Origin of the sequence: Streptomyces sp. NPDC026673, from assembly GCF_040638135.1 — a bacterium.
Lineage (GTDB): Bacteria > Actinomycetota > Actinomycetes > Streptomycetales > Streptomycetaceae > Actinacidiphila.
This window is the reverse complement of record NZ_JBEZXR010000015.1, coordinates 104592-129841: the sequence shown is the minus strand read 5'-3', so window position 1 is coordinate 129841 and position 25250 is coordinate 104592. Positions and strand designations below refer to the sequence as shown.

At 73.4% G+C, this 25250-nt stretch carries 24 protein-coding genes; 7 read left to right on the top strand and 17 right to left on the bottom strand.

Going from position 1 to position 25250, the window contains the following annotated elements:
* Positions 1-233: 233 nt before the first annotated feature.
* The 3 genes from AB0F62_RS14085 to AB0F62_RS14075 all read right to left on the bottom strand — a co-directional run bounded on the left by AB0F62_RS14085 (position 234) and on the right by AB0F62_RS14075 (position 3105).
* Positions 234-1469, bottom strand: coding sequence for a ribonuclease D (locus AB0F62_RS14085; protein ID WP_361797009.1), 1236 nt, complete (start codon positions 1467-1469; stop codon positions 234-236).
* 79 nt (positions 1470-1548) lie between these two features.
* A complete protein-coding gene (locus tag AB0F62_RS14080) occupies positions 1549-2211 on the bottom strand; it encodes a response regulator transcription factor (protein ID WP_361797006.1) in 663 nt (220 codons plus the stop codon).
* A gap of 246 nt (positions 2212-2457) precedes the next feature.
* Complete coding sequence (locus AB0F62_RS14075) at positions 2458-3105, bottom strand: DUF3000 domain-containing protein (protein ID WP_361797003.1); 648 nt, start codon at positions 3103-3105, stop codon at positions 2458-2460.
* A gap of 89 nt (positions 3106-3194) precedes the next feature.
* Here AB0F62_RS14075 and hemE point away from each other — a divergent pair, with 89 nt between their 5' ends.
* Complete coding sequence (gene hemE / locus AB0F62_RS14070; protein ID WP_361797000.1) at positions 3195-4238, top strand: uroporphyrinogen decarboxylase; 1044 nt, start codon at positions 3195-3197, stop codon at positions 4236-4238.
* A 46-nt stretch (positions 4239-4284) separates the two neighbouring features.
* Here hemE and AB0F62_RS14065 read toward each other — a convergent pair whose 3' ends face one another.
* Complete coding sequence (locus AB0F62_RS14065; protein WP_361796997.1) at positions 4285-5298, bottom strand: DUF4349 domain-containing protein; 1014 nt, start codon at positions 5296-5298, stop codon at positions 4285-4287.
* A gap of 128 nt (positions 5299-5426) precedes the next feature.
* On the opposite strand from AB0F62_RS14065, the gene hemG reads away from it, so the two are divergent.
* A complete protein-coding gene (gene hemG / locus AB0F62_RS14060) occupies positions 5427-6872 on the top strand; it encodes a protoporphyrinogen oxidase (protein ID WP_361796994.1) in 1446 nt (481 codons plus the stop codon).
* 4 nt (positions 6873-6876) lie between these two features.
* Positions 6877-7608, top strand: coding sequence for a hydrogen peroxide-dependent heme synthase (gene hemQ / locus AB0F62_RS14055; RefSeq protein WP_361796991.1), 732 nt, complete (start codon positions 6877-6879; stop codon positions 7606-7608).
* A gap of 19 nt (positions 7609-7627) precedes the next feature.
* On the opposite strand, the gene AB0F62_RS14050 is transcribed toward hemQ, so the two are convergent.
* The 5 genes from AB0F62_RS14050 to AB0F62_RS14030 all read right to left on the bottom strand — a co-directional run bounded on the left by AB0F62_RS14050 (position 7628) and on the right by AB0F62_RS14030 (position 12824).
* Positions 7628-8377, bottom strand: coding sequence for a TIGR04222 domain-containing membrane protein (locus AB0F62_RS14050; RefSeq protein WP_361796988.1), 750 nt, complete (start codon positions 8375-8377; stop codon positions 7628-7630).
* Positions 8378-8471: 94 nt separating this feature from the next.
* Complete coding sequence (locus tag AB0F62_RS14045) at positions 8472-9635, bottom strand: DUF1996 domain-containing protein (protein ID WP_361796985.1); 1164 nt, start codon at positions 9633-9635, stop codon at positions 8472-8474.
* A 14-nt stretch (positions 9636-9649) separates the two neighbouring features.
* Entirely contained in the window at positions 9650-10387 is a 738-nt protein-coding gene (locus tag AB0F62_RS14040) for a DUF4142 domain-containing protein (RefSeq protein ID WP_361796982.1), read from the bottom strand.
* Positions 10388-10548: 161 nt separating this feature from the next.
* On the bottom strand, positions 10549-11925 hold the full coding sequence (locus AB0F62_RS14035; protein WP_361796979.1) for a DUF692 domain-containing protein: 1377 nt from the start codon (positions 11923-11925) through the stop codon (positions 10549-10551).
* 92 nt (positions 11926-12017) lie between these two features.
* Positions 12018-12824 (bottom strand): peptidyl-tRNA hydrolase, encoded by an 807-nt coding sequence (locus AB0F62_RS14030; protein WP_361796976.1) that lies wholly within the window; start codon positions 12822-12824, stop codon positions 12018-12020.
* Here AB0F62_RS14030 and AB0F62_RS14025 point away from each other — a divergent pair.
* Positions 12766-13440 carry an AIM24 family protein gene (locus tag AB0F62_RS14025; RefSeq protein WP_361796973.1) on the top strand — a complete coding sequence of 225 codons (675 nt, stop codon included), beginning with the start codon at positions 12766-12768 and terminating at the stop codon, positions 13438-13440. The genes AB0F62_RS14030 and AB0F62_RS14025 overlap by 59 nt on opposite strands.
* A 73-nt stretch (positions 13441-13513) precedes the next feature.
* Here the strand turns inward: AB0F62_RS14025 and AB0F62_RS14020 are convergent, their stop codons facing one another.
* The 6 genes from AB0F62_RS14020 to AB0F62_RS13995 all read right to left on the bottom strand — a co-directional run bounded on the left by AB0F62_RS14020 (position 13514) and on the right by AB0F62_RS13995 (position 19638).
* Entirely contained in the window at positions 13514-14137 is a 624-nt protein-coding gene (locus tag AB0F62_RS14020; RefSeq protein WP_361796970.1) for a LysE family translocator, read from the bottom strand.
* Positions 14138-14141: 4 nt separating this feature from the next.
* Positions 14142-16220, bottom strand: a complete 2079-nt coding sequence (locus tag AB0F62_RS14015) for a spermidine synthase (RefSeq protein ID WP_361796967.1) — start codon at positions 16218-16220, stop codon at positions 14142-14144.
* Between the two features lie 97 nt (positions 16221-16317).
* A complete protein-coding gene (gene msrB, locus AB0F62_RS14010) occupies positions 16318-16725 on the bottom strand; it encodes a peptide-methionine (R)-S-oxide reductase MsrB (protein WP_361796964.1) in 408 nt (135 codons plus the stop codon).
* A 14-nt stretch (positions 16726-16739) separates the two neighbouring features.
* Positions 16740-18131: a UDP-N-acetylmuramate--L-alanine ligase gene (gene murC, locus AB0F62_RS14005; protein WP_361796961.1), complete on the bottom strand. Its 1392-nt coding sequence runs from the start codon at positions 18129-18131 to the stop codon at positions 16740-16742.
* 79 nt (positions 18132-18210) lie between these two features.
* A complete protein-coding gene (locus tag AB0F62_RS14000; protein WP_361796958.1) occupies positions 18211-18684 on the bottom strand; it encodes an indole-3-glycerol phosphate synthase in 474 nt (157 codons plus the stop codon).
* 195 nt (positions 18685-18879) lie between these two features.
* A complete protein-coding gene (locus AB0F62_RS13995; protein WP_361796955.1) occupies positions 18880-19638 on the bottom strand; it encodes a pyrimidine reductase family protein in 759 nt (252 codons plus the stop codon).
* A 79-nt stretch (positions 19639-19717) separates the two neighbouring features.
* On the opposite strand from AB0F62_RS13995, the gene zapE reads away from it, so the two are divergent.
* From zapE to AB0F62_RS13980, 3 genes are all read left to right on the top strand, one after another.
* Positions 19718-20839: a cell division protein ZapE gene (gene zapE / locus AB0F62_RS13990; RefSeq protein ID WP_361796952.1), complete on the top strand. Its 1122-nt coding sequence runs from the start codon at positions 19718-19720 to the stop codon at positions 20837-20839.
* 142 nt (positions 20840-20981) lie between these two features.
* The gene (locus AB0F62_RS13985) at positions 20982-22361 is read left to right on the top strand and encodes an alkaline phosphatase PhoX (protein ID WP_361796949.1); all 1380 of its coding nucleotides are present in this window, start codon (positions 20982-20984) and stop codon (positions 22359-22361) included.
* 65 nt (positions 22362-22426) lie between these two features.
* Positions 22427-23305, top strand: a complete 879-nt coding sequence (locus AB0F62_RS13980; RefSeq protein WP_361796946.1) for a PPK2 family polyphosphate kinase — start codon at positions 22427-22429, stop codon at positions 23303-23305.
* Positions 23306-23326: 21 nt separating this feature from the next.
* Here the strand turns inward: AB0F62_RS13980 and AB0F62_RS13975 are convergent, their stop codons facing one another.
* Entirely contained in the window at positions 23327-23464 is a 138-nt protein-coding gene (locus tag AB0F62_RS13975) for a hypothetical protein (RefSeq protein WP_361797023.1), read from the bottom strand.
* A 13-nt stretch (positions 23465-23477) separates the two neighbouring features.
* Complete coding sequence (gene treZ, locus AB0F62_RS13970; protein WP_361796943.1) at positions 23478-25235, bottom strand: malto-oligosyltrehalose trehalohydrolase; 1758 nt, start codon at positions 25233-25235, stop codon at positions 23478-23480.
* Between the last annotated feature and the right edge of the window lie 15 nt (positions 25236-25250).

Sequence of the window (25250 nt, the reverse complement as noted above, 5' to 3'; positions counted from 1 at the left end):
GTGCGGCACCCGGGACGACAAGAGCAGGTGCCCGCCATGCACGTAAATATGCGTCCAGAATGCCCAGCCCCGGAGGCCCCGCACCCGGCCCACCCACACACGCGCGAGGCGGTGCCTGATCGCGCCGGGTGCTCGGGAGGGCGGGCGGGGAAACCGCCCGCCGCAGGCGCGACGAACCCGCACACAACCACCGGCCGCAAGGGGCACCCCGGGCACCAGCAAAGCGCACCCCGCTACGGCTGGGCCGAAACCGCCGCCGCCAGGATCGGCGCCGTGAGCTCCACCTGCCACGGCCGCGCCCCGGCCTCCGTGAGGAATCCCGCGACGGACTCGGGCCCGCGGTCCCGCGGCGGCGCCCAGCACAGGCGGCGCACGGTGTCCGGGGTGATCAGGTTCTCCTGGGGCAGGTTCAGCTGCTCCGCCAGCGCGGAGACCGCGGCCCGCGCGGCCGAGAGCCGGGCCGCGGCGGCCGGGTCCTTGTCCGCCCAGGCGCGCGGCGGCGGGGGGCCGGTGTACGCGGGGCCGGGCTGCGGGAGTTCCCGCTCGGGGATGCTGCGCGCGTGGTCGATCGCGGCCTGCCACTGCTCCAGTTGGCGCCGCCCCATCCGGTGCCCGAACCCCGGCAGCGCGGCCAGCGCGTGCGCGTTCGGGGTGGCCTCCAGCGCCGCGGTGATGATCGCGGCGTCGGTGAGGACGCGGCCGGGGGAGACGTCCCGTTCACGGGCGATGCGGTCCCGGAGGTTCCACAGCTCGCGCACGACGGCCATCTGGCGGCGGCGCCGCACCTTGTGCATGCCGGACGTCCGGCGCCAGGGGTCGACGCGGGGCGGGGGCGGCGGGGCCGCGGCGATGGCCGAGAACTCCTGCATCGCCCACTCCAGCTTGCCCTGGGCGTGCAGTTCCTCCTCCAGCGCGTCGCGCAGGTCGACCAGCAGCTCGACGTCGAGCGCGGCGTACCGCAGCCACGGCTCGGGGAGCGGCCGGGTGGACCAGTCGACGGCGGAGTGCCCCTTCTCCAGGGCGTACCCGAGGACGTTCTCCACCATCGCGCCCAGTCCGACCCGGGCGAAGCCCGCCAGGCGGCCGGCGAGCTCGGTGTCGAACAGCCGGGCCGGTCGCATGCCCGCCTCGTCGAGGCACGGCAGGTCCTGCGTGGCGGCGTGCAGCACCCATTCCGTGCCGTCGAGCGCGGCGCTCAGCGGCGACAGGTCCGGACAGGCGACGGGGTCGATCAGCGCGGTCCCTGCCCCGGCACGGCGTAGCTGGACCAGATAGGCCCGCTGGCCGTAGCGGTAGCCGGATGCGCGCTCGGCGTCGACGGCGACAGGTCCGGAGCCCGCGGCGAAAGCCGCGACCACGTCGGCGAAGGCCTCCGGGCTGGCGGTCACCGGCGGGATTCCCTCGCGCGGGTCCAGCAGCGGGACCGGCGCCGGGGGTGCTTCTGTTGCGGTCTCTCGGGCGTCGGTCACCAGTCAAGAGTATCTGTGTACAGCAGCGGCCCGCCGACGGAACGTTCCGTCGGCGGGCGCTTCCGGGATATGACTTCGATCAGTGGATGATGCCGGTACGGAGCGCGACCGCGACCATGCCCGCGCGGTCACCGGTGCCCAGCTTGCGGGCGATGCGTGCCAGGTGGCTCTTCACGGTGAGCGCGGACAGCCCCATGGAGACCCCGATCGCCTTGTTCGACTGGCCCTCCGCGACCAGCCGGAGCACCTCCACCTCGCGGCCCGACAGCTCCCGGTAGCCGCCGCCGTGGCCGGGGGCGCCCGGGGGGCGGCGCTGCAGTCGCTGGCCCGCGGGGCCGATGGGCGCCGCTCCGGGGCGGCCGGGGATGCCGAGGTTGGTGCGGGTGCCGGTGACGACGTAGCCCTTCACGCCGCCCGCGAGGGCGTTGCGCACGGCACCGATGTCATCGGCGGCGGACAGGGCCAGGCCGTTGGGCCAGCCCGCCGCGCGGGTCTCGGCGAGCAGGGTCAGCCCGGAACCGTCGGGGAGGTGTACGTCGGCGACGCAGATGTCTCGGGGGGTGCCCACCCGGGGCCTGGCCTCGGCGATGGAGGACGCCTCGATCACGTCGCGTACTCCGAGCGCCCACAAGTGGCGGGTGACGGTGGAACGTACACGGGGATCTGCGACCACCACCATCGCCGTCGGCTTGTTGGGGCGGTAGGCGACCAGGCTTGTGGGGTGCTCGAGAAGAACCGACACCGGGCCTCCTGGGACATTGGCGGGAAGGGTCACAGGTTCCTTCGGCAGCAACTTCGCCCGGCTTTAGAGAATGATCACGACTTGTTTAGTAACAATTCCGGCAATTCGGACGCGCTGTCGACCAGTGTCGATCGAAGGTGTGAAGATCGCGGTCACGGCGTGTCAGACGTCGTTGACGGCGGTAAAGCGTGTGGTCAGCCCGGTGGTGCGGCCGATGGGCCCGTGGGGCGCGGCGGCGCCGCGCGCTCAGCGCGTCTGCTGCGGACCGCGCCGCTTCGGCAGCGGCACCACCGAGGGGCCGCCGCCCGCCGGCGGGCAGGGCTCGGCGGGGGCGGGCGGCAGCCCGGCACAGGTGCACACCAGGTCGCACCAGGCCGCCAGGTGGGCGGCCATGTCCGGCACGCCGCCGCTCGGCGCGATCGGCGTCCACGAGGCGCGGATCTCGATGCGGGTGGAGTCCTCGCGCTCGGCCAGGGCGCCGAAGTGGTGCGAGGAACTGCGCGAGACCGTGCCGCCCGCCGCCGTGAACGCCGCGCCGCGCCCTTCCAGGGCGCCGGTCAGCCACGACCAGCTGACCTCGGGCAGCAGCGGATCCGCCGCGATCTCCGGCTCCAGCTCCGCCCGGACCAGGGTGACCAGCCGGAACGTGCCGTTCCAGCCCTCCTGCCCGTCGGGGTCGTAGAGCAGCACCAGGCGCCCGTCCCCGAGCTCCTCGTCGTCGACGACGACCGCCGCCTCCAGGGCGTAGGCGTGCGGCGCCAGGCGCTTGGGCGGCGGCACCGGATCGAGCTCCACCTCGTGCCGTGCCCGGGCGCGCAGCAGTGCGTCGACCGCGTGCTGGAACGGAAGGGGTGCGTCGTTCCCGTCCGAGAGGTGCCCATGAGCCGCTGCCATGCCCGGAAGCGTAGGCCGAAGGGGGCCCGCAGTGAGGGAGGACACCCGGTCGGGCGGGTCGCCCACTTGGCGCATGCGAAGATTCGGGGGTGAGTGCGCACCAGCAGACCGCTGCTTCCCCCTTCATCCTGGCGTGCCGGCGCCGGCCCGTGCCGCACACCCCCGTGTGGTTCATGCGCCAGGCCGGGCGCTCCCTCCCCGAGTACCTCAAGGTGCGCGAGGGGATCCCCATGCTCGAGTCGTGCATGCGGCCCGACCTCGTCACCGAGATCACCCTCCAGCCCGTGCGACGGCACAAGGTCGACGCGGCGATCTACTTCAGCGACATCGTGGTGCCGCTCAAGGCCATCGGGCTCGACCTCGACATCAAGCCGGGCGTCGGCCCGGTCGTCGAGCAGCCCATCCGCACCCGGGAGGACCTGCAGCGCCTGCGGCCGCTCGAACCGGACGACGTCAAGTACGTCACCGAGGCGATCGGCATGCTCACGGGTGAACTCGGGACGACGCCGCTGATCGGGTTCGCCGGCGCGCCCTTCACGCTCGCCAGCTACCTCGTCGAGGGCGGCCCGTCGCGCAACCACGAGCGCACCAAGGCGCTCATGTACGGCGACCCCGAGCTGTGGGCGGAGCTGCTGGACCGGCTCGCCGACATCACCTCGGCGTTCCTGAAGGTGCAGATCGAGGCCGGCGCCAGCGCGGTGCAGCTCTTCGACTCCTGGGTCGGCGCGCTCGCCCCCGAGGACTACCGGCGCTACGTCATGCCCGCCTCCGTCAAGGTCTTCGAGGCCGTCGCGGACTACGGCGTGCCCCGCATCCACTTCGGTGTCGGCACCGGCGAGCTGCTCGGTCTGATGGGCGAGGCCGGCGCGGACGTGGTCGGCGTCGACTGGCGCGTCCCGCTGGAGGAGGCGGCCCGCCGGGTCGGCCCCGGCAAGGCGCTCCAGGGCAACCTGGACCCCGCGGTGCTCTTCGCGCCGCGCGAGGCGGTCGAGAAGAAGGCCCGCGAGGTCCTCTACTCGGCGCAGGCCGCCCCCGGGCACATCTTCAACCTCGGCCACGGCGTCCTCCCCAGCACAGACCCCGACGCCCTGACCCGCCTGGTGGACTTCGTCCACACGCAGACGGCCCGCTGACGCCGACGGCCCCGCGCCGCGCGGCGCGGGGCCGTCGTGCGCGCCGCTACTCCCGCGGCTTGGCCTCGTCGTCCCCGGCTCCGATCGGCGCGGGCACGGTCACCGGCGCCGGGGGCCCGGTGACGGGACGCCGTGCGGGCAGTACCCGGCGCAGCAGCCGGAAGCCCAGGTAGCCGAGGAGGGCCAGCGCCGCGAACGGGGCCACCGCCGCGAGCGCGACGAGGATCGCCCTCAGGGTCACGTAGAAGGCGTGCCAGCCGCTCCCGAAGGCGCCGCCCACCGTGGCCCAGAAGCCCTTGTCGTCCCGCTCCACCGCCTCCTTCGCGGCCGGCTCCCGCACCTCCAGCGTGATCGTGGCCATTCCGGTCCGCGCCTTCAGCGAGGCCTGCTGGGCCTCGAGCGCCTCCAGATCGGCCTGGCGGGTGCTGAGTTCGCTCTCCAGCGAGACGATGTCACTCAGTTTGGTCGCCCGGTCCATCAGCTCCCGCACCCGCGCCACGCTGGCCCGCTGCGTCTTGAGGCGGCTCTCGACGTCCACGACCTCTCCGGTGACGTCCTGGGCGTCCACCTTGCGGTTCAGCAGCTTGCCCAGCTGCGCGAGGTCCTCCAGCACGCGGTCGTAGCCCTCCGGCGGCACCCGGAGCGTGATGGTGGAGTACTCGCGGCCGTCCTCGTCCAGGCTGGTGCTCTCGTTGCCGACGTAGCCGCCGGTGCCCTCCACCAGGGTGCGGGCCTTGGCCACGGCGCCGGAGACGTTCCCGGCCTCGACCGTGAGCATCGCCGTGCGCACGATGTACGACTGCGCCAGGGTCGGGGTCCTCCCCGCGCCGGTGTCCTTGGCGCCGCCGGACTTGCCGTCGTTTCTTGCCGCGGTGGGCGCGGCCTGGTCGGCGGCCCGGCCGGCCGCCTCGTGGCCGGCGGCCGCGGCCTTGCCGCCCGCGCTGCTCTCCGCACTGTCGCCGCTGCCGCCGCACCCGGCGAGCGCGAGCACGGCGGTCAGTGTCACGGCGCCGAACGCGGCGGCAAGTGGTCGGCGAGTGGCGGTGGTTGACGTGCTCATAGGGCATCCCCCCGGGGTCCGTCGCGGCTGTTGCCGGTTCGACGCGAGGGGTGCGAGGCGGGTTTCGGATCCGTGATCCCGAAGAGGTCACGGTTAGGGCTCGTTCCGGCGTCTGAGACAGTGGAGCCATGAGCAATACGCAGCCCCGGGCCGGACATGTGGTGGTCGTGGGCGGCGGGGTCTCCGGACTCGCCGCGGCGCATTTCCTGCTGGAGGGCGGAGCGGCGCGGGTGACCGTGCTGGAGTCCTCCGGCCGCCTGGGCGGGAAGCTGTACGCGGACGAGATCGCGGGCGTCCCCGTCGACCTGGGCGCCGAGTCGATGCTGGCGCGCCGCCCCGAGGCGGTGGAGCTGGCCCGCGCGGTCGGACTCGCCGACGACCTGGAGCCGCCCGCCACGACGACGGCGGGGCTGTGGACGCGCGGCCGGCTGCGCCCCATGCCCAAGGGCGGGGTCATGGGCGTCCCGGGCGACATCGGTTCGCTCGCCGCCTCCGGTGTGCTGTCCGCGGCGGGCCTGGCGCGGCTGCCCCTGGACCACGTGCTGCCGCGCACCAAGGTCGGCGAGGACGTGGCGGTGGGCACCTTCGTCGCCGCACGGCTCGGCCACGAGGTCGTCGACCGGCTCGTCGACCCGCTGCTCGGCGGGGTCTACGCGGGCAACGCGTACGAGATCTCGCTGCGTGCCGCCATCCCCCAGCTGTACGAGGGCGCGCGCGCCGGCCGCTCCCTCATCGAGGCCGTCCGGGAGACGCAGCGCCGGGCCGCCGCCGCGCACCGGGACGGCCCGGTCTTCGCCGGCATCCGCGGCGGCGTGGGGCGGCTTCCCGTCGCCGTCGCCGCGGCCTGCCGTGCCGCCGGGGCCCGTATCGAGACCGACGCCCCCGTACGGGGACTGCGCCGCACCGCCGACGGCTGGGAGATCGCCTTCGACCACGACGGCGCCCGCGAGACACTCGCCGCGGACGCGGTCGTGCTCGCCGTGCCCGCGCAGGCGGCCGCCAAGCTGCTCTCCGCCGAGTCGCCGGGGGCGGCCGCGGAGCTGTCGGCGGTCGAGTACGCGAGCGTCGCCCTGGTGACGATGGCCTTCCGGCGCCGCGAGATCGCCCATGCGCTGCCGGGCAGCGGTTTCCTCGTCCCCCCGGTGGACGGGCGCACGATCAAGGCGTCCACGTTCTCCGGGCAGAAGTGGCACTGGAGCGGCGCCGCCGACCCGGACGTCTTCGTCCTGCGCACCTCGGTGGGCCGGTACGGCCAGGAGGCCGACCTCGCGTGGGACGACACCGACCTCGTCCGGCTCTCCCGCGAGGACCTCGGTGAGGCCGTCGGGCTCACCGCGGCCCCCGTCGCGGCCCGGGTCACCCGCTGGGACGGCGGTCTGCCGCAGTACCCCGTCGGCCACCTGGCCCGGGTCGCGCGACTGCGCGAGCACGTCGCGAAGCTGCCCGGGCTCGAGGTGTGCGGGGCCGTCTACGAGGGCGTCGGCATCCCGGCGTGCGTCGCGAGCGCGCGCGGCGCGGCCGCGCAGGTCCTGGGCACCCTGCGGCAGGACGGGGAACCGGACGCGGGACAATAGCCCCATGACCGACTCCACTGCTTCCGCCGCCCCCGCCAAGGCCCCCAACGCCGGCAAGAAGGCCAAGGACCTCAACGAGGTCATCCGCTACACCCTCTGGTCGGTGTTCCGGCTGCGCGACGTCCTCCCCGACGACCGCACCCGCTACGCGGAGGAGGTGGAGGAGCTCTTCGAGCAGCTCGCCGCGAAGGACGTCACGGTCCGGGGCACCTACGACCTGTCCGCGCTGCGGGCCGACGCCGACCTGATGATCTGGTGGCACGCCGAGACCGCCGACGCCCTCCAGGACGCGTACAACCGCTTCCGCCGCACCCTGCTGGGGCGCCAGATGGAGCCCGTCTGGTCGAACATGGCCCTGCACCGCCCGGCCGAGTTCAACAAGAGCCACATTCCCGCCTTCCTCGCCGACGAGACGGCCCGCGACTACGTCTCCGTCTACCCCTTCGTCCGCTCCTACGACTGGTACCTCCTGCCCGACGAGGACCGCCGCCGCATGCTCGCCGACCACGGCAAGATGGCGCGCGGCTACCCGGACGTGCGGGCGAACACGGTGGCGTCGTTCTCGCTCGGCGACTACGAGTGGATCCTCGCCTTCGAGTCCGACGAGCTGCACCGCATCGTGGACCTGATGCGCCACCTGCGCGGCTCCGAGGCCCGGATGCACGTGCGCGAGGAGGTCCCCTTCTACACCGGCCGCCGCAGGTCGGTGGCGGAGCTGGTGGCCGGCCTGGCCTGAGGCCCGCCCGCGCGGAGCGTCAGCCCAAGGCGGCGCGCAGAGCGGGATCGGGGAGGGCGGAGGGGCCCCGGACGGCCAGGGCGGTGAGGAGCTGCTGCCGGTCGTCGGGGGCCGGCCTGCGGGGCACGTCGACGGCGCGCAGCAGCTCCCGGCCCGCGGGCGCGGCCCAGCGGGTGTACGAGTGGATCTCGAAGCGCGCGATGACCAGGCAGCCCAGGGTGACCAGCAGGGGGAGCGCGAACCACGGCAGCAGGGGCCGCCCGGCGGGTCCGAGGGCCGTCGCGGCGGCCGACGCCACCAGGATGAGCACAGCGGCCGCGCGCACCTCGCGTATGCCGGTGGAGATCGACTCCCGGGCCGCCGGAGGCACCGCGAGTCCCGTGGCCGTGAGGCGCTCGGCGAGTTCGCGCACCCCGTCGGAGACCGCGTGCGCCGCGCGTACGACGGGGACGGGAGCCTGACCTCCGGGGCCGGTGGCGGCGATCAGGGAGCGTTCCACGGGGTCCCGGCCGTCCGGGTCCACCACCGTCGCCCAGCCCGTTCCGGCGAGCAGCAGACGGCGTTCACGCCCCATCGCGACCAGCGCCAGCTCGGTGACCCGGCGCGGACCGCCGGACAGGAAGGCCATCTCGTAGAGGCCGAGCGCGCGGTCCGGGGCGGGCGCGGCGGCCCCGGCGGGCAGATGGGCCGCGGCGACCGCCGCCCTGCACAGACGGGTGCAGGAGGCGATCGCCGCGGCCCAGGCCACGAGGAGGAAGAGCATCCACATGGGGGAGTTGTAGCCGACCCCCGCGGGGGTCCGCCCGGGATTCGGGGGATCCGGCGGGCGGAGCGGTGCGGGGGCCTGCGCGCGGGATTCCGCGTCAGCCGCAGTTGCGGCCACCGTTGATGCAGCTGACGACCTGGTTCATCAGGCGCGTCGGCATGAAGTTGGCGAAGTCCGCGTGGTCCGTGACCGGCTTGTGCAGCTGCTCGGGGAAGCTGTCGAGCGCGAAGTTCGGACCCTGCGGGACCTTGTAGGTGAGCCGCATCTTCAGTTGGGGCACGGCCTTGAAGCCGGCCTGGCACTGACCCGCGCCGTCGGGGAAGACGATGTGCGTGCGGTGGTTCGCGCTGTCGGCGTTGGTCCCGTCCCAGCAGCTGGGGAAGTTCAGCGTGCGGACCACCCGGCTGCCCTGCGGGCACAGCGGGTACTTGTCGGTGAGTTGGCGGTTCTCGAAGCCGGTGCAGCTCCACGACGCCTTGGCGTTGGCGACGCCGTTGGTGAAGGACTTGGCGTCACCCATGATGATCCGCAGGGTGGACGGCATCGCCACCACCTTGGACGTCGGGCTGCCCTTGAAGAGCAGCTGCACCGAGGTCGCCTGCAGGATCGTGCCGGTGTTGCCGTCGGCGTCCGGCGCGTCGTTGGCGGAGCGGCTGCGCAGCACGGGCCAGAAGTACGTCGACTTGTCGCCACGGGCGCAGGTGGTGCCGGCCGCGGCCAGGGACTCGTTGGTCGAGAAGCCGTCGGTGCTCAGGTTGCCGACGTAGTCGTGGACGTGGTGCGCGCCGTTGGCGACGCCGGGGGCCACGATGAAGTTGTCGGGGTTGTGGTGCTTGTTCTCGTTGCGGCCGCAGCGCGCCGTGAAGGTGCCGCGCGAGGCGCCCCGCTGGTTCGCCGCCCGCTGGACGTTCGGCTGGACGGAGCGGATGTCGGCGAAGTCCTCGGGGGAGGGGCCGTTGGTCTGCCCGCCGCCGCCGGCGGGCGCGGACGCCGACGCCGAGGCGGAGGCCGACGCCGAAGGCGACGCGGAGCCGTTCTGGCCACCGTTGTTCTGGTTCCCGTTGTCGGCCTTGGTGCTGTTCCCCGGGCTCGGGCTCTGCCAGCCGTTCGAGTGGCCCGAGTTGGACCGCCAGTGGGCCGAGGCCGATCCGGTGACCAGGGCGAAGGTGCCGCCGGAGCCGAGCAGTGCCAGCACGGCTATCAGCACGAGTTGCTTGGTGCTCAACCTGCGCCGGTGGTTCATGTGTTGTCGTGTGGGCATGGGATCGCTCATTTCTACTGCGACGGCTGGGGGGACGAAGCCGCTGGGGGAAGTGAGTACGTCGGGGACGGGGTGACGATGAAGGTCGGTTCACCGGGGGCGGGGGAGACCGGCACCGCCGCACCGGGGTTGGTGGGGCTGGCGGTCGTGTCCACGGCGATCTGGTCGAAGTTCACCATTCCGGTCTTCTCCAGAACGGTGATGTGGTCGAGCACCGTCGCGTTCGCCTGGTCTGCCAGTTCCCTCACCAGCGAATTGCGGGTGGTGGCGCGCACCTGGGCGATGACCGAGAACACCTGGCCGTGGGCGAGCCTCACGATATTGGCGAATTTCTGGTCAAAATCCTGGCCGCTCGCGGCGGAGAAGGTGGCCAGAAAGCCCATTTGCTGCGCTGTGGGCTGATTGGGCAGGGTGATGCCCAATTGGGGCGCGATGGTGCGGCACGTGGCGTCCAGTTGCGTGTGGCCGTCGATCAGGTGCTGCCCCGCGCGCTTCATCGCGGGTGTCGTCCCCTTCTGCAGGGCCATCTGCCCGGCGGGGAACTCCCACAGGCCCGCCAGGCGCACCTTGGTGACGAAGGTGCGGTCCAGCGCGGTGAGCGGACCGTACTGCGTCGACACGGTCTGGGCGCCGGCCGCGGTCACGGCCGGGCTGTTCATCCCGGACATGACGGGGTAGGCCAGTGCGGCGAGGGTGACCACGAGAGCCCCGACCACGAGGCTGAGTCCGGTGGCGTAACGGGTGGATCGCATGGGACCGCACGTTAGTGCGTTTGAACCGTCCAGCGCGAGAAACTGTCACGTATTCGCGAATTCAGAGAATCGCGGCGCAGTCCTTGATAGCTTGTTGCCTTTTCGCGTCCGACGGGCTCCGCCGGCATTCCCGCCGCAGGTCGGAGGCCTCTTGGAAAAGATTATGGCAGCTTTGAACGGAGCGTGTCCCGCATACGTATGAATACGTGTGAGGGCTGTCGCGGAGACGGGAAAGCCCGCCCGCGCAGCCGGGTCCGCCAGGCCGGAAGCGGCGCCGGCCCCGAGCGTTGCCGCCACCACGCGGCCAGCCGGCGCGCGGTCGCCGGGTCGGCCGGACCGCCCCGGCCGTCGAGGACGTACGCGGCGAAGTCCAGGGCGTCGCGGCGGTAGCCCCGCTCGAGCGGTCGCTCCGCGGCGTAGCGCAGGAACACCGGCCGGTACGCGGCCCCCAGGATGTCCGGCAGCTCCGGCGCCACCTTGGCGACGATCCCGGCGCGCTTGGCGGCCAGGGCGCGGCTCTGCACACCGATCCGGGCCCGGTCGAAGCCCTCCGGTACGGGCGTGCCGGCCACCAGGGCGGACAGCAGCGCGGTCTGACGCAGCGCGAGGCGCTGGCGGGCCGCACCGGCCGCGGCGGCGACCCGGGCGGGTACGGGGGGCGCGGAAGCCACGGAGGGCGGCACGGACGAGGGCTCCCGTGCGCCCGCGTCCACCACGCCGCGTATCGCGGCCAGTTCGCGGGCGAGCTCGTCGCCCGCGGGGAAGTCGTCGTCGCGCTCCAGCAGCACGCCGGGCGGTCGGGCCCGCTCGTACAGCGCGGCCAGCACGTCCAGGACGGCACCGGGGACGGGGTGGGCGTGGCTGTCGTGCCATACGCCGTCCTTCTCGACGCCGCCCGCGACATGGACGTAGGCGATCGCCTCCACCGGGAGGGCGTCGAGTGCCGAGAGGGGGTCCTCGCCGCGATTGACGTGGTTCGTGTGCAGGTTCGCCACGTCGATCAGCAGGCGTACACCGGTCCGTTCGACGAGTTCCGCGAGGAACGCCCCCTCGCTCATCTCCTCGTCCGGCCAGGCGACGAGCGCGGCGATGTTCTCCAGCGCGAGCGGCACCGGCAGCGCGTCCTGGGCGATGCGCACGTTCTCGCACAGGACGTCCAGCGCGTCGCGGGTCCGCGGCACGGGCAGCAGGTGCCCCGCCTCCAGCCGTGCCGAACCCGTCAGCTCGCCGCCGCCGCGGACGAAGGCGATGTGCTCGGTGACCAGCGGGGCCCCCAGCGCCTGCGCGCGCTGCGCGAGCGCGGCCAGCCGCTCCGCGTCGGGCCGCTCGGCGCCCCCGAGGCCGAGCGAGACACCGTGCGGGACGACCGTGACGCCGCGTTCGCGCAGCCGCAGCAGGGAGTCGGGGAGATGGCCGGGGCAGACGTTCTCGGCGACCGCCTCGACCCAGTCGACGCGGCCGGTCTCCGCGAGCGCCTCGACCGCCGCCGCGATCTCCGGCCGCCAGCCGATGCCCGTGCCCAGATACGAGTGCTCCATGCGCCCCCCTTCCTCCTTCCGGGGTTCTGGCCCCGAAGGAGGCGGGTGAACCCCGAGGGAGCGGGTTCAGAGCTTGATTTGAGCTTGGCGCCTCAGCGGCGCAGCGCCGGGTGGTCCGCGACGACGGTGCACGACCCCGGGGCGATCTCGGTGAACCCGGCGTCCCGTACCACGGGCAGCCCGGAGGCGGTGAGCGCGCCCCAGCCCGCCGCCGGGGCCGTGCGCACGGCCAGCGGGAAGCCGGCGTCGCGCCAGTGCGCCCGCTCGGCCGCGGGCAGCGCGAGCCAGGCGAGCTGGGCGCCGTGCCCCGCCTGCGCCATGGCCTTGCCGGCCGACATCCGCACCTCGGGGTTGAGCCAGAGCACCGGCGTCCCGGCGTCCGGACCGGCGGGCTGCTCCGCGTCCTCCAGCTCCGTACCGGACACCTGCAGCCGCGCCAGGTCCTTGGGCCAGCCGTCCAGCGGCACCGGCGGGAAGACCCGGACCTCGGCGGACTTGCCGGTGACCGTGATGCCCGGCAGTGTCTCGGCCCGGCGCCACTCGGCACCGCGCGCCCGCCGTACGACCTTGCGGATCCGGGCGTCCTCCCAGCCGCGTACCGCCCCGGCCCACTCCCCGTCGTCGGCCGTGGCGCGCTCGTCGGAGCGCAGCAGGAGCACGGCGCGGGCGGCCGTCTCCAGCGCGTCGGTGCGCTCCGGCGGGGCGGCCCGCTCGATGCGGACGACCAGGGGCAGGACGAACTGGGGTGCGGCATCGCGAGGATCGGTGGTCACTTCGACAGTCTGCCACTCGCGCCGGAAGAGCTTGTCGGAGGCGATCCCTCCGGGCCAGGATGCCGGGGTGCACAGCGACCTCTTCGCGACCGAGAACACGGCGCAGCCGGCCACCGAGCCCGGCATGACCCTTCAGAACGCCAAGTCGATCAAGTACGCGGTGAACGGCGAGTGCCTGGCCCGCCAGGGCTCGATGATCGCCTTCCGCGGCAATCTGCAGTTCGAGGTGAAGGGGCAGGGCGTCGGCAAGTTCCTGAAGCGCGCCTTCACCGGTGAGGGGCTGCCGCTGATGTCGGTGCGCGGCCAGGGCGAGGCCTGGTTCGCGCACGAGGCCGCCAACTGCTTCGTCATCGACCTCGACCCGGGCGACAGCCTCACCATCAACGGCCGCAACGTGCTGGTCTTCGACTCGACCCTCTCCTACGAGATAAAGGTCGTGAAGGGCGCCGGCATGGCCGGCGGCGGCCTGTTCAACAGCGTCTTCACCGGGCACGGACGGCTCGGCGTCATGTGCGAGGGCAGCCCGATCGTCATCCCGGTCACCCCGCAGGCACCGGTCTACGTCGACACCGACGCCGTCGTCGGCTGGAGCGCGCAGCTGCAGACCTCCCTGCACCGCTCGCAGAGCTTCGGCTCGATGCTGCGCGGCGGCTCGGGCGAGGCCGTGCAGCTGATGCTGCAGGGAGAGGGCTTCGTCATCGTCCGGCCGAGCGAGTCCCAGCCCCACCAGCCGTCGAACTGACCCGCGGCGGCAGGCGGCCGGCCGCCGGCACGGGGCGCGCGGGCCCTGGGCGCCGCGGGGTGCCCGACGGGCCTCAGCCCTCCAGCGCCATCCGCAGGCCCAGGGCCACCAGCACCGTGCCCGACACCGTCTCCAGCCGGCGGCGCACGGCGGCACGGCCGAACACCGACCTGAGACGGTCGACGAACCAGACGTACGTCCCGTAGTAGCCCACCTCGTACACCGCCCACAGGGCCGCGAGTCCCACCATCGCCGGGAGCTGGGGCGCTCCGGAGGGCACGAACTGCGGCAGGAAGGACATCGCGAAGACCGCCGCCTTGGGGTTGGCCAGGTTCATGCCGAGCCCTGCGCGGTAGGCCGCCCACGGCGTCACCGGGGCGCCCTCGCCCGCCGCGGCCTGCTCGGGGGAGAGGCCGCGGCGGGCGGAGCGCAGCGCCTGGACGCCGAACCAGACCAGGACGGCGGCGCCGACGAACCGCACGACGTCGTAGGCGAGCTGCGAGGCCGCCAGCAGCGCGGTGAGGCCGAAGGCGGCGGAGACGCCCCAGACGAACACCCCGGTCTCGTTGCCGAGGACGGTCGCGAAGCCGGCGCGGCGGCCGCGCAGGGAGTGCCGGATGATCAGCACCGTGCTCGGCCCGGGGGCCGCGGCGATGAGGGTGCAGGCACCGAGGAACGGCAGGAGGACGCTCAGCATCCCGTCATGGTGCTGCAGCGGGCCCCTCCCGCACCAGCCGGTTTCCGTCGGCGGCCGGTGCCTCCAGCCGGCCCCGTCCCTCGCCGTCCGCGCCGCCGCCCCCGGTACCGCCGCCCGCGGACAGCCGCATCGCGATACAGGCCCCCGCGTACAGCACGGCCACCAGGATCAGCAGCGCGCGGTAGCCGGTGAGCAGCGCCAGGTACTCCAGCGTGCCGCCGGTGAGGGCGCCGAGGAGGTTGGCGCCGAAGGCGGAGGTCGGGTCGGGCGACTGGGCGAGCCGGTCGGAGAAGATCAGGTTGGCGCAGAAGATCGGTGCGAACGCGAGCGCGATGGCGGCCGCCAGCCGCGCCGCGAACGGCAGCGACAGGACGGCCTGCGCCGGGACGAGCCAGCCGATGGCGAGCGTGACGAAGAGCAGGATCTGCAGCGCCGTCTGGTTGAGCCGGCGCATGCGGCGCCGCACCTCGACGGCCGCGAGCACCGCCAGCAGCACACCGATGAAGACCAGCGCGTTCACCAGCCAGGTGGTGCCGAAGTAGAGGGCGAAGCCGATGACGTTCTTCGTCTCCAGCAGCAGGAAGGCGGCGCCCATCAGGAACATGTCGGCGTAGCGCAGCGTCCCGCCGAGCCGGACGCCGGCCAGCCGTACCGAGATCACGGTGACCAGCAGGATCAGGCCGAGTGCGCCGAGGTAGAGGCTCGGTACGGTGCGGTGCAGGAGGTACGGGAACGGGTGGTCGTCGTCCGCGGGCGGGGGCACCGCCCCGCTGGCCTTCCAGACCGTCCCGCACGTCTGGTCGGCCGGCGTCAGCCCGGCCACGAGCACCGCGGCGCGCTTGCTGTACTCCGTCATGCACGGCGCGTGCCCGAAGACCTCGTCCAGGCTTCCGGCGAAGCGGTCGATCAGCCAGTTCTGCCGGTAGTAGTTGTACATGGCGAAGGCGCCGCCGGGGGCGAGGTGCTCACGCGCCGACTCGAAGGCCTGCTTGGTGAAGAGATAGCTCTCCAGCCGCAGGTTGCTCGCCCCCGACACCAGCGTCAGGGAGTCCGGAAGGGCGAGCACGATGAGGTCGTACTTGGTGTCCGTCCGCTCCAGGAAGGCCCGTCCGTCGTTGATGTGGACGTGCACCCGCGGGTTGTCGTACGGCCGCGCGGGGTGGAGCTTCGCCCCGATCTCCTGCAGCCGCGGGTCGATCTCGACGGCGTCCACGTACTGCGCCCCGTTGGCCAGAGCGACGGCGACGTCGTTGCCGTTGCCCGCGCCGATCACCAGCACCTTGCCGTGCGGATTGCCGGGCGTCTCGCGGTAGGCCTGCTCGTACGGCGAGTTCTCCCGCTGCAGCACCTTCAGCGGGGCGATGCTCTGGTGCGGCACGCCGTTGGCGGCGATCTTGTACGTGCGCGAGCTGGTGCCCGCTTCGGGGCGGGTCAGCTCGATCTTGTAGTACGGCGACCACGACACCCCCGGCGCCAGCGACTCGAAGAGCAGCGCCGTGACCATCGCCGCCAGCGGCAGCGCGTACCGCAGCGTGTTCCGCCGCCCGCCGAGCACCAGCAGCGCCGCCGCCGCGATCAGCCCCCACACCAGGGAGGGGGCGCGCAGCCACGACAACCCGGCGAAGGCCGCCGAACCGGTCAGCGAGCCGAGCAGGTCCCACCGGTAGGCCTCCAGCGACGGCAGTTGCCGGAACAGATCGGCCGTGATCTTGCCGATGGCCATCATGGCGACCGCGACCAGCAGGAAGAGCACCGGCAGCGTCACCCACTGGGGCAGCCCGGTGGTCTTCACCGCGGTGAAGTAGATGATGTCGCCGCTGCTCTGCCGCACCTGGACCGGGAACTCCCGCACCAGGACGACGAGCACGGCCAGCGGCAGCGGCGCCCACCGCTTGAGCCACTGCCCGCGCTCGGCGGCGATCAGGAAGCCCAGCCCGATCCCCAGGAAGGAGCCGAGCAGGATGAAGTTCGAGAAGTAGCTCAGATGGACGACGTTCGCGCCCGCCCACCGGATCAGCGCCAGTTCGACGAAGAGCATGGTGGCGCTGGCCAGCAGCAACCTGGCCCGTACGTGGTGTTCCATGCCGGGCCACGTTGCCAGCCGGTGGGCGGCGAGTCGACGGACGCGCCCCGCGTGGCGCCCAGGCCCACGCGGGGGGACTATCCGTCGGATTTCGTGATCAGTCCCCTTCGGGGGACAGCCGCAGCGAGATCGAGTTGATGCAGTAGCGCTGGTCCGTGGGGGTCGGGTAGCCCTCGCCCTCGAAGACGTGCCCCAGGTGCGATCCGCAGCGGGCGCAGCGGACCTCGGTGCGGACCATGCCCATCGAACGGTCCTGGATCAGCTCGACGGCCTTGCTCTCCTTCGGGTCGTAGAAGGACGGCCAGCCGCAGTGCGACTCGAACTTGGTGTCCGAGGTGAACAGCTCGGCACCGCAGGCGCGACAGGAGTAGACGCCCTCCGCCTTGGTGTCCGTGTACTCACCGGTGAAGGGCCGCTCCGTCCCGGCCTGACGCAGGACCGCGTACTCCTGCGGCGTCAGCTCCTGACGCCACTGCTCCTCGGACTTGTCGACTTCGTACGCCATGGTCCTCCCTCTCCTCAGTTCTCCAGGCGCGCGAGGATGCGCGGACCGAGATCGGTCACGTCGCCCGCGCCCATGGTGAGAACAAGGTCACCGGGCTTGGCCATTCCGGCGATGACGCCGGGGACGGCGTCCTTGTCGTGCTCCGCGGTGACGTCGGCGCCGCGGGCGGCGGCCGCGTCGATGATCAGGCCGCTGGTGATGCCGGGGATCGGGTCCTCGCGGGCCGGGTAGATGTCCAGCACCACGGAGGCGTCGGCCAGCGCGAGGGCCTCGCCCATCTCGCGCCCCAGCTCCTGGGTGCGGCTGAACAGGTGCGGCTGGAAGACCACGAGGATGCGCCGGTCGCCGGCGGCCTCCCGCAGCGCCTCCAGGTCGGCGGTCATCTCGGTGGGGTGGTGCGCGTAGGAGTCGATGACCTGGACGCCCGCGGCGGTGCCCTTCGGCTGGAGCCGGCGCTTCACGCCCGTGTAGGTGCCGAGCGCCTTCGCCAGGCCGTCCGCCGGGACGCCGAGGGCGGCGCCCGCCGCGAGGGCGGCCACCGCGTTGTGGGCGTAGTGCCGGCCGGGGACGGAGACGGTGAAGGTGTGCTCCTCGCCGTCCATGCGGACGGTGACCTCGCTGGACATCCCGTGCGGGGTGACGCGCAGGATCCGCACGTCGGCGTCCTCGTCCTCGCCGACGCGCACGATGGACAGGCCCTGGCGGCCCGCCACCCGGGCGGCCAGCTCGCGTGCCCCGGCGTGCTGGCCCACGACCAGGGTGCCGCCCGGGACGATCTTGCCGACGAAGATCTCGAACGACTCGTGGATCTCGTCCATCGACGCGTAGTTCGCGTGGTGGTCGAGCTCCACGTTGAGCACGATCGCGACCTCGGGGTCGTACTTCTGGAAGCTGCGGTCGCTCTCGTCCGCCTCCGCGACGAAGATCTCGCCGGTGCCGTGGTGGGCGTTCGAGCCCGGGGCGTCCAGGTCGCCGCCGATCGCGTACGACGGGTCCAGGCCCAGCGCGGACAGGCTCACCGCGAGCATGGAGGTGGTCGTGGTCTTGCCGTGCGTGCCGGCCACGGCGATCGGGCGCAGGCCCCGCATCAGCGCGGCCAGCGCGTCCGAGCGGTGCACCACCGGGATGCCGCGCTCGCGGGCGGCGGCCAGCTCCGGGTTGTCGTCGCGGATGGCGCTGGAGACGACCACGCAGGTCGCGTCCGGCGCGAGGTGGGCGGCGGCGTGGCCGATGTGGACCGTCGCGCCCAGGGCGCGCAGCGCCTCCGCGGTCTCCGAGTCCTTCGCGTCGCTGCCCGCGACGTCCGCCCCGCGCTGGGTCAGGATCTTCGCGATGCCCGACATCCCGGCCCCGCCGATCCCGATGAAGTGCGGTCGGTCCATGCCGGGGGGAAGGGTGGGGCTCATGCGAGGTGCTCCCTGGAACTCACGGGGTCGGTTGTCGGCCGTCCCCGATTCTTCCACCAGTCGGGGGCGCGGCGTCCGCTCAGTCCTCCGCGTTGTGCGCGAACAGCTTCAGCACCGGTACGCCGACCTTGTGCCGGGCCCGGGACGTCCAGTCGCGGTGGAAGAACTCCTCCACCAGGTGCGGGGCGGTCAGCACGATCACCTCGTCGGCGTGGGTCTGCTCGACCACGGACTTCATCAGCTCGATGGGGTGCCGCTCGACCACCTCGCCCACCGCCTCGCAGCCCGCCTCGCGCAGCGCGGTCAGGCTGTGGTGCAGCGCGCGCTCGGCGGGCAGCAGGGCCTTGTCGCCCTCCGGGCGCTCGCGCTCGTGGACGGCCTTGTCCAGTTCACCCAGCACGACGTCGTCGATGGCCCGCAGCAGCCGGTCCTGGTCGCCGCGCGGCTGCATCAGGACGACGAAGGAGACGGGTTCGTCGCCGTGGAGCGTGGTGACCAGCTCCACGTCGGCGGGGACGAGCGGCTGCTCGATCATGAGTACGGTCGTGAACACGGACGCGTCCTTCTCTCTCGCGGGCCGTCGGGCCTGCCACGGAAACCATCCTGCCCCGTCCGGGCGCGGGGCACGCGGGGACATGTGTTCCCCCGCCGCGGCAGGCGGACCTGCCGGGGCGGACAATCGGCACCATCCGGGTGAAACCGGCGGGGTGGCCGGTCCCGGCGGATGCCGCCCGCTCCGGGACGGCCCTCAGCCGCGTACGTAGCGGGTGAAGAGAAAGCCCTCCTCCTCCAGGATCGACACCGGGGAGAAGCGGACGGGATCGGCGATGCCCGGGCCGTTCATGATGCGCATGGCGTCCCCGGCGGTCAGCAGCGGCGCGATCGTCAGGCAGAGCTCGTCGACCACCCCGGCCGCGGCGAACTGGGCGAGCAGTCGCGGCCCGCCCTCGGCCAGCATCCGGCGCAGCCCGAGCGCCGCGAGCTCCCGCACCGCGCGGGCCGGATCCACGCCCCTGCCCGTGCCGGCGCGCACGACCCGCGCCCCCGCCTTCTCGGCCGCCGCGACCCGGTCGGCCGGGGCGTCCTCGCCGGTCAGCACCAGGGTCGGCACCAGCGGCTCGGTGAACAGCGGCAGGGAGAAGTCGAGGTCGAGCCGGGCGCTCACCACCGCGATCGTGGCGGCCGGTCCCTGGCCCGCCGCGGCCCGGCGGGCCGCGAACGCCTCGCGGGCCCGGGCGGGGCGGTAGCCCTCCTGCCGGACGGTCTCCGCGCCCACGACCACGACGTCGGCCAGTGCCCGCAGCACCCCGAAGACCCGCATGTCGGCGTCCGAGGACAACGGCTGCGACCGCCCGTCGTGCCGGGCCGCGCCGTCCAGCGACGACACCATGTTCGCCCGCAGCCAGGGCTCCCCGCCCGGCGGCTCCGGATACGCGTACGCGTCGGCCAGCGATTCCGGGGTGTCGAGGGTCTCGGCGGGTGCGGGGGCGGGGAAGAGGCGGCGCATGGCAGCAGTCTTCCACGGGCCCCCTGAGTGGGGTCGGCCACACGGCGGCGGGCGGACCGCCGGCGAGGCACTAGGCTGGATGGCTGTGTCCTCGCCGTCCTCGCCCTCCGCCGCCGCGCACGCATCCCGTCCGATAGCCGACGGGACGCCGCCCGTCCCGCTGAGCGGACGGGAGCCGCACGTCCCGGCGGACCGGCTGGTGGCGGAGATGGTGCCGCCGCCGCGCTTCGACTCCGTACGGTTCGACAACTACCTCCCGGACCCGAAGCAGCCGAGCCAGGCCGAGGCCGTGGGCGTGCTGCGGTCCTTCGCGGAGGGGCTGGGAACGCCCGCCGACGGAGGGCGCAGGCGCTGGTTCCGGCGCCAGGCCGCGACGGCCGTGCCGGCCGGCCCCGGAGGGGTGTACCTCGACGGCGGCTACGGCGTCGGCAAGACGCACCTGCTGGCCTCGCTGTGGCACGCCACTCCCGCACCGCGCGAGCAGAAGGCCTTCGGCACCTTCGTGGAGCTGACCAACCTCGTCGGCGCCCTCGGCTTCCAGCAGGCCGTCCAGGCGCTCAGCGGCCACCGACTGGTCTGCATCGACGAGTTCGAGCTCGACGACCCGGGCGACACCGTGCTCGTCTCGACCCTGCTGGGCAAACTGGCCGACGCCGGCGTGAAGCTGGCCGCGACCTCCAACACCCTCCCCGGCAAGCTCGGCGAGGGCCGCTTCGCCGCCGCCGACTTCATGCGCGAGATCCAGGGCCTGTCCGCCCGCTTCAGGTCGCTGCGCATCGACGGCGAGGACTACCGGCACCGGGGCCTGCCGGAGGCCCCGCCGCCGTACGCCGACGAGGAGGTCGCCGCCGCCGCGGACCGCACCCCCGGCGCCTCCCTCGACGACTTCGGCGTCCTCCTGGCCCACCTCGCCCGGGTCCACCCCAGCCGCTACGGCGCGCTCTGCGACGGCGTCGAGGCCGTCTTCCTGCGCGGCGTCCGGCCCGTCGAGGACCAGGCCACGGCGCTGCGCCTGGTGGTCCTGGCCGACCGGCTCTACGACCGCGAGGTCCCGGTCATGGCCTCCGGCCTGCCCTTCGACCGCATCTTCAGCGAGGAGATGCTCGCGGGCGGCTACCGCAAGAAGTACTTCCGGGCCATCTCCCGGCTCACCGCCCTCGCCCGCGACGCCCGGCGTCTCGCCGCCCCGAACGGCGCCTGAACCGCGACCCCGGCGCCGCCGGGGACCACGGATCACCGGCCGGACCGGGCCGCCCGGGACGGGGCGCCGTGTTCCCCCGCGTCCGGAGCCGTGCTAGACACACTCGGGTCAATCGCCTGTCCGCCAGCAGGGAGAGTGACCCATGTCCGTGACCAGACGTCAGATGATCGCCACCACCGGGGCGGTGGGCGCCGGGATCGCCTTCGCCGGCAGCGTCGGAGAGCTTTTCGCCGGTACGGCCTTCGCCGCGGGAACCGGTGGCCACGGCCCTCTCGTCCCCGATCCCGACGGCCTCCTCGACCTCCCCCGCGGCTTCCGGTACCGCGTGCTGTCCCGCCAGGGCGACCCCCTGCGCTCCGGGGAGGGGCCGGTGCCCGGGAACTTCGACGGCATGGCCGCGTTCCCGGCCCGCCGCGGCGACGGGGTGCACCTCGTCCGCAACCACGAGAACCGCGCCACCGCCACCACGTCCGTCCCCCTCGTCGACGGGCTGGTCTACGACCCCGGTGCCAAGGGAGGCTGCACCGTCCTCGCCCTCGACCGCGGCGGCGCGGTCACCTCGGAACGGGTGGCCATCGCCGGTACGGCCGTGAACTGCGCGGGCGGACCGACCCCGTGGCGTACCTGGCTGACCTGCGAGGAGAACGAGGACAAGGCCGGTACCGGTGGCTACGCCAAGGACCACGGCTTCATCTTCGAAGTCGACCCCTACGACCCGCGGAGGACGGGGGCCGAGCCGCTCACGGCCATGGGCCGCTTCCAGCACGAGGCCATCGCCGTCGACCCCCGCAACGGCACGGTCTACGAGACGGAGGACGCCTTCCAGGCCCCCTTCGGCATGTTCTACCGCTTCCACCCGCGCAAGCCCCTCGGCGGCCGCGGCTCCCTGCGGGCCGGCGGCACCCTGGAGGCCATGCGGGTGCCGGGCGTCCCCGACCTGTCGGCCGTGCAGGAGACCGGCGCCCACTTCGACGGGATCGAATGGGTGCGCGTGCCCGATCCCCTGGCCAAGGAGACCCCGGTACGGCTGCAGGACTTCGGCCCCCGCGGGATCACGCACGCCCAGAAGCTGGAGGGCTGTTACTGGGGCGGCACCTGCGTCTACTTCGTCTCCAGCTTCGCGCACCGCGCCGAGGGCTCGGCGGCCACCCACTTCGGCCAGGTGTGGCGCTACGACCCGGCCCGGCGGCGGCTGACCCTCGTCGTCGTCTTCGGCCCCGCGACCGATGTGCGGCTGCCGGGCGAGTCCCCGGACAACATCGCCCTCGCCCCGCAGGGCGGCCTGATGATCTGCGAGGACGGCGAGGGCGCCCAGCACGTCTACGGCCTCACCCGGCGCGGCGAGGTCTACGCGATGGCGCGGGGCCGCCAGAACATCGGTACCGCCGACGCTCCCGAATGGGGTGAGTTCGCCGGGGTCACCTTCGCGCCGGACGGCCGGACCATGTACGTGAACTGCTACAACCCCGGCACCACCTTCGCCGTCACGGGCCCCTGGGGGCGCGCTGGCGGGCACGGCTGATCCGTCGCACCATCGGATCAACCGGTCAGCCGCCCGCGGTGACCGTCGTCACGGAGGGAGGCGCGGTGACGAGGAACAGCCCGAAGGCCGGTTCCGGCGGCACATCGGGGCTGCGCGCGAAACTGCGGGTCCCCTCGGGCGGCGGCCCCGTACGGCTGCGGTCGTACGACCCGCGCGCCACCCCCGGCGGTCCCGCGGGCAAGACCGAGGCACTGGGCTGCGTGCCGTACGCACGGGACCGGATCACGGCGCTGCAGGAGCGGCTCTTCGCCCAGAGCACGGCGGGCGACCCGCGTTCCGTCCTCGTCGTCCTCCAGGGCATGGACACCTCGGGCAAGGGCGGTTCGGTGCGGCACCTCGCGAGCCTGCTCGACCCCGCGGGCTGCCGCATCACCGCCTTCAAGGCGCCGAGCGCGGAGGAGCAGGTCCACCACTTCCTCTGGCGCGTGGAGCGCGCCCTGCCCGGCCGGGGGCGGATAGGAGTCTTCGACCGCTCCCACTACGAGGACGTCCTCGTGCCGCGGGTCCGCGGCCGGGCGCCGCGCTCGGTGTGGGAGGAGCGCTGCGAGACCATCAACTCCTTCGAGGCCTCGCTGGCCGACGACGGCGTCAGCGTCGTGAAGGTCTTCCTGCACATCAGCCGCGACGAGCAGCGCACCCGCCTGCTGGCGCGTCTGGACAACCCCTGCAAGCACTGGAAGTTCAGCCCGGGCGACCTGGAGGACCGGGCCCTGTGGCCCTCCTACCAGGCGGCGTACGAGGACGTCCTCACCCGGTGCTCCACCGAGGCCGCCCCCTGGTACATCGTCCCCGCCGACCGCAAGTGGTACCGGAACTGGGCCGTCGGCCGGCTGCTGATGGAGCACCTCGAACTGATAGACCCGGTGTGCCCGCCCGCGTCCTTCGACGTCGAGGCCGCCCGCAAGCTGCTGCTGGAGGACTGACCGCCCTCGGGGCCGCGCGGCTCAGCCGCTGCAGGCCGTGCGCTGGGCCTCGTGCCAGGCGCAGACCGGGCACAGGGTGAGGCCCGGCTGCGAGTCGGGGTACTCGGTGGGGTCGCCGCAGTGGACGCAGGTGGCGCGGGGTTCGTCGTCGGTCGTCACCCGTTCAGGGTAATCAGCGTTCACGGAGCACGGCGACCGAGTGGCCGGGCAGGTGGAGGCAGCCGGTGTCGGTGGGCGGTGGGCAGGGACGCCAGGCGGCGACCGTGACGTAGCCCGGCGGGTCGGTGCGGCCGGGGTGGTGGAGGGGGACCAGCGCCTCGTCGGGGGAGAAGTTGACGGCGATCCGGAAACGTCCGCGGTCCAGCCGCAGGGTGTGTTCACCCGCGGTGACGTGGACGGCGTCCAGGGCCGGGTCGGTCAGCTCGGGCTCGGCGTGGCGCAGCGCGATCAGCCGCCGGTACCAGGCCAGCAGTTCCGCGTGCGGCTCCCGGGCGGGTTCCGACCAGTCCAGGCAGGAGCGCAGCCGGGTCGCCGGGTCCTGGGGGTCGGGGATGTCCTCGGCCCTCCAGCCGTGCTCGGCGAACTCGCGGCGGCGGCCCCGGGTGATGGCGGCGGCCAGCTCGCGGTCGTCGTGGTCGGTGAAGAACTGCCAGGGCGTGCGGGCACCCCACTCCTCGCCCATGAAGAGCATCGGCGTGTACGGGGAGGTGAGGACGAGCGCGGCGGCAGCGGCGAGCAGCCCCGGGGGGACGCTCGCGCCGAGGCGGTCACCGGTGGCGCGGTTGCCGATCTGGTCGTGGGTCTGGGTGTAGACGAGGAAGCGGTGGCCCGGGGTGGTCGTCAGGTCGACGGGCCGGCCGTGGGCGCGGCCGCGGAAGCTCGAGTGGGTGCCGTCGTGGAAGAAGACCCGGCGCAGCGCCTTGGCCACGGCCGTCACCGGGGAGACGGCGAAGTCCGCGTAGTAGGCCTGCGACTCGCCGGTGACGGCAGTGTGCAGGGCGTGGTGGAAGTCGTCGTTCCACTGGGCGTGCACGCCCAGGCCCCCCGCCTCGCGCGGGTCGGTGGTGCGCGGGTCGTTGCGGTCGGACTCCGCGATGAGGAAGAGCTGGCGGCCGACCGCGGCCGACAGGGCGTCGACGGCGGTGGAGAGCTCCTCGAGCAGGTGCACCGCGCGGGTGTCGACGAGGGCGTGGACGGCGTCGAGCCGCAGCCCGTCCAGGCGGTAGTCGCGCAGCCAGGACAGGGCGCTGCCGACGAGGAAGTCGCGCACCTCGTCGGAGCCGGGGGCGTCGAGGTTGACGGCGTCGCCCCACGGGGTGTGGTGGCGGTCGGTGAAGTACGGGCCGAAGGCGAGTAGGTGGTTGCCCGAGGGGCCGAGGTGGTTGTGGACGACGTCCAGCACCACCCCGAGTCCGTGGCCGTGCGCGGCGTCCACGAAGCGCTTGAGCCCGTCGGGGCCGCCGTAGGGCTCGTGCACGGCCCACAGCGACACGCCCTCGTACCCCCAGCCGTGGACGCCGGGGAACGGGCAGACCGGCATCAGCTCGATGTGCGTGATCCCCAACCCGGCGAGGTGGGGCAGGTGCTCGATCGCCGCGTCGAAGGTGCCCGCGGCGGTGAAGGTGCCGACGTGCAGCTCGTAGAGGACCGCGCCGGGCAGCGGACGGCCCGCCCACGCGTGCGCCCAGGCGAACCGGTCGTGGTCGACGACCGCGCTCGGGCCCTCCGGCCCGTCCGGCTGGCGGCGGGAGCGGGGGTCGGGCCGCGGCGGGCCCTCGTCCAGCGCGAAGGCGTAGCGCGAACCGTGCCCGGCGGGCACGTCCGCGTACCACCAGCCCCGGCGTTCGGGGTCGCGCTCCATGTCGTGAGCCCGGCCGTCGACCCGTACCTCCACCTCACCGGCGTCCGGTGCCCACACGTCGAAGCGCATGGGCACCATGCTGCC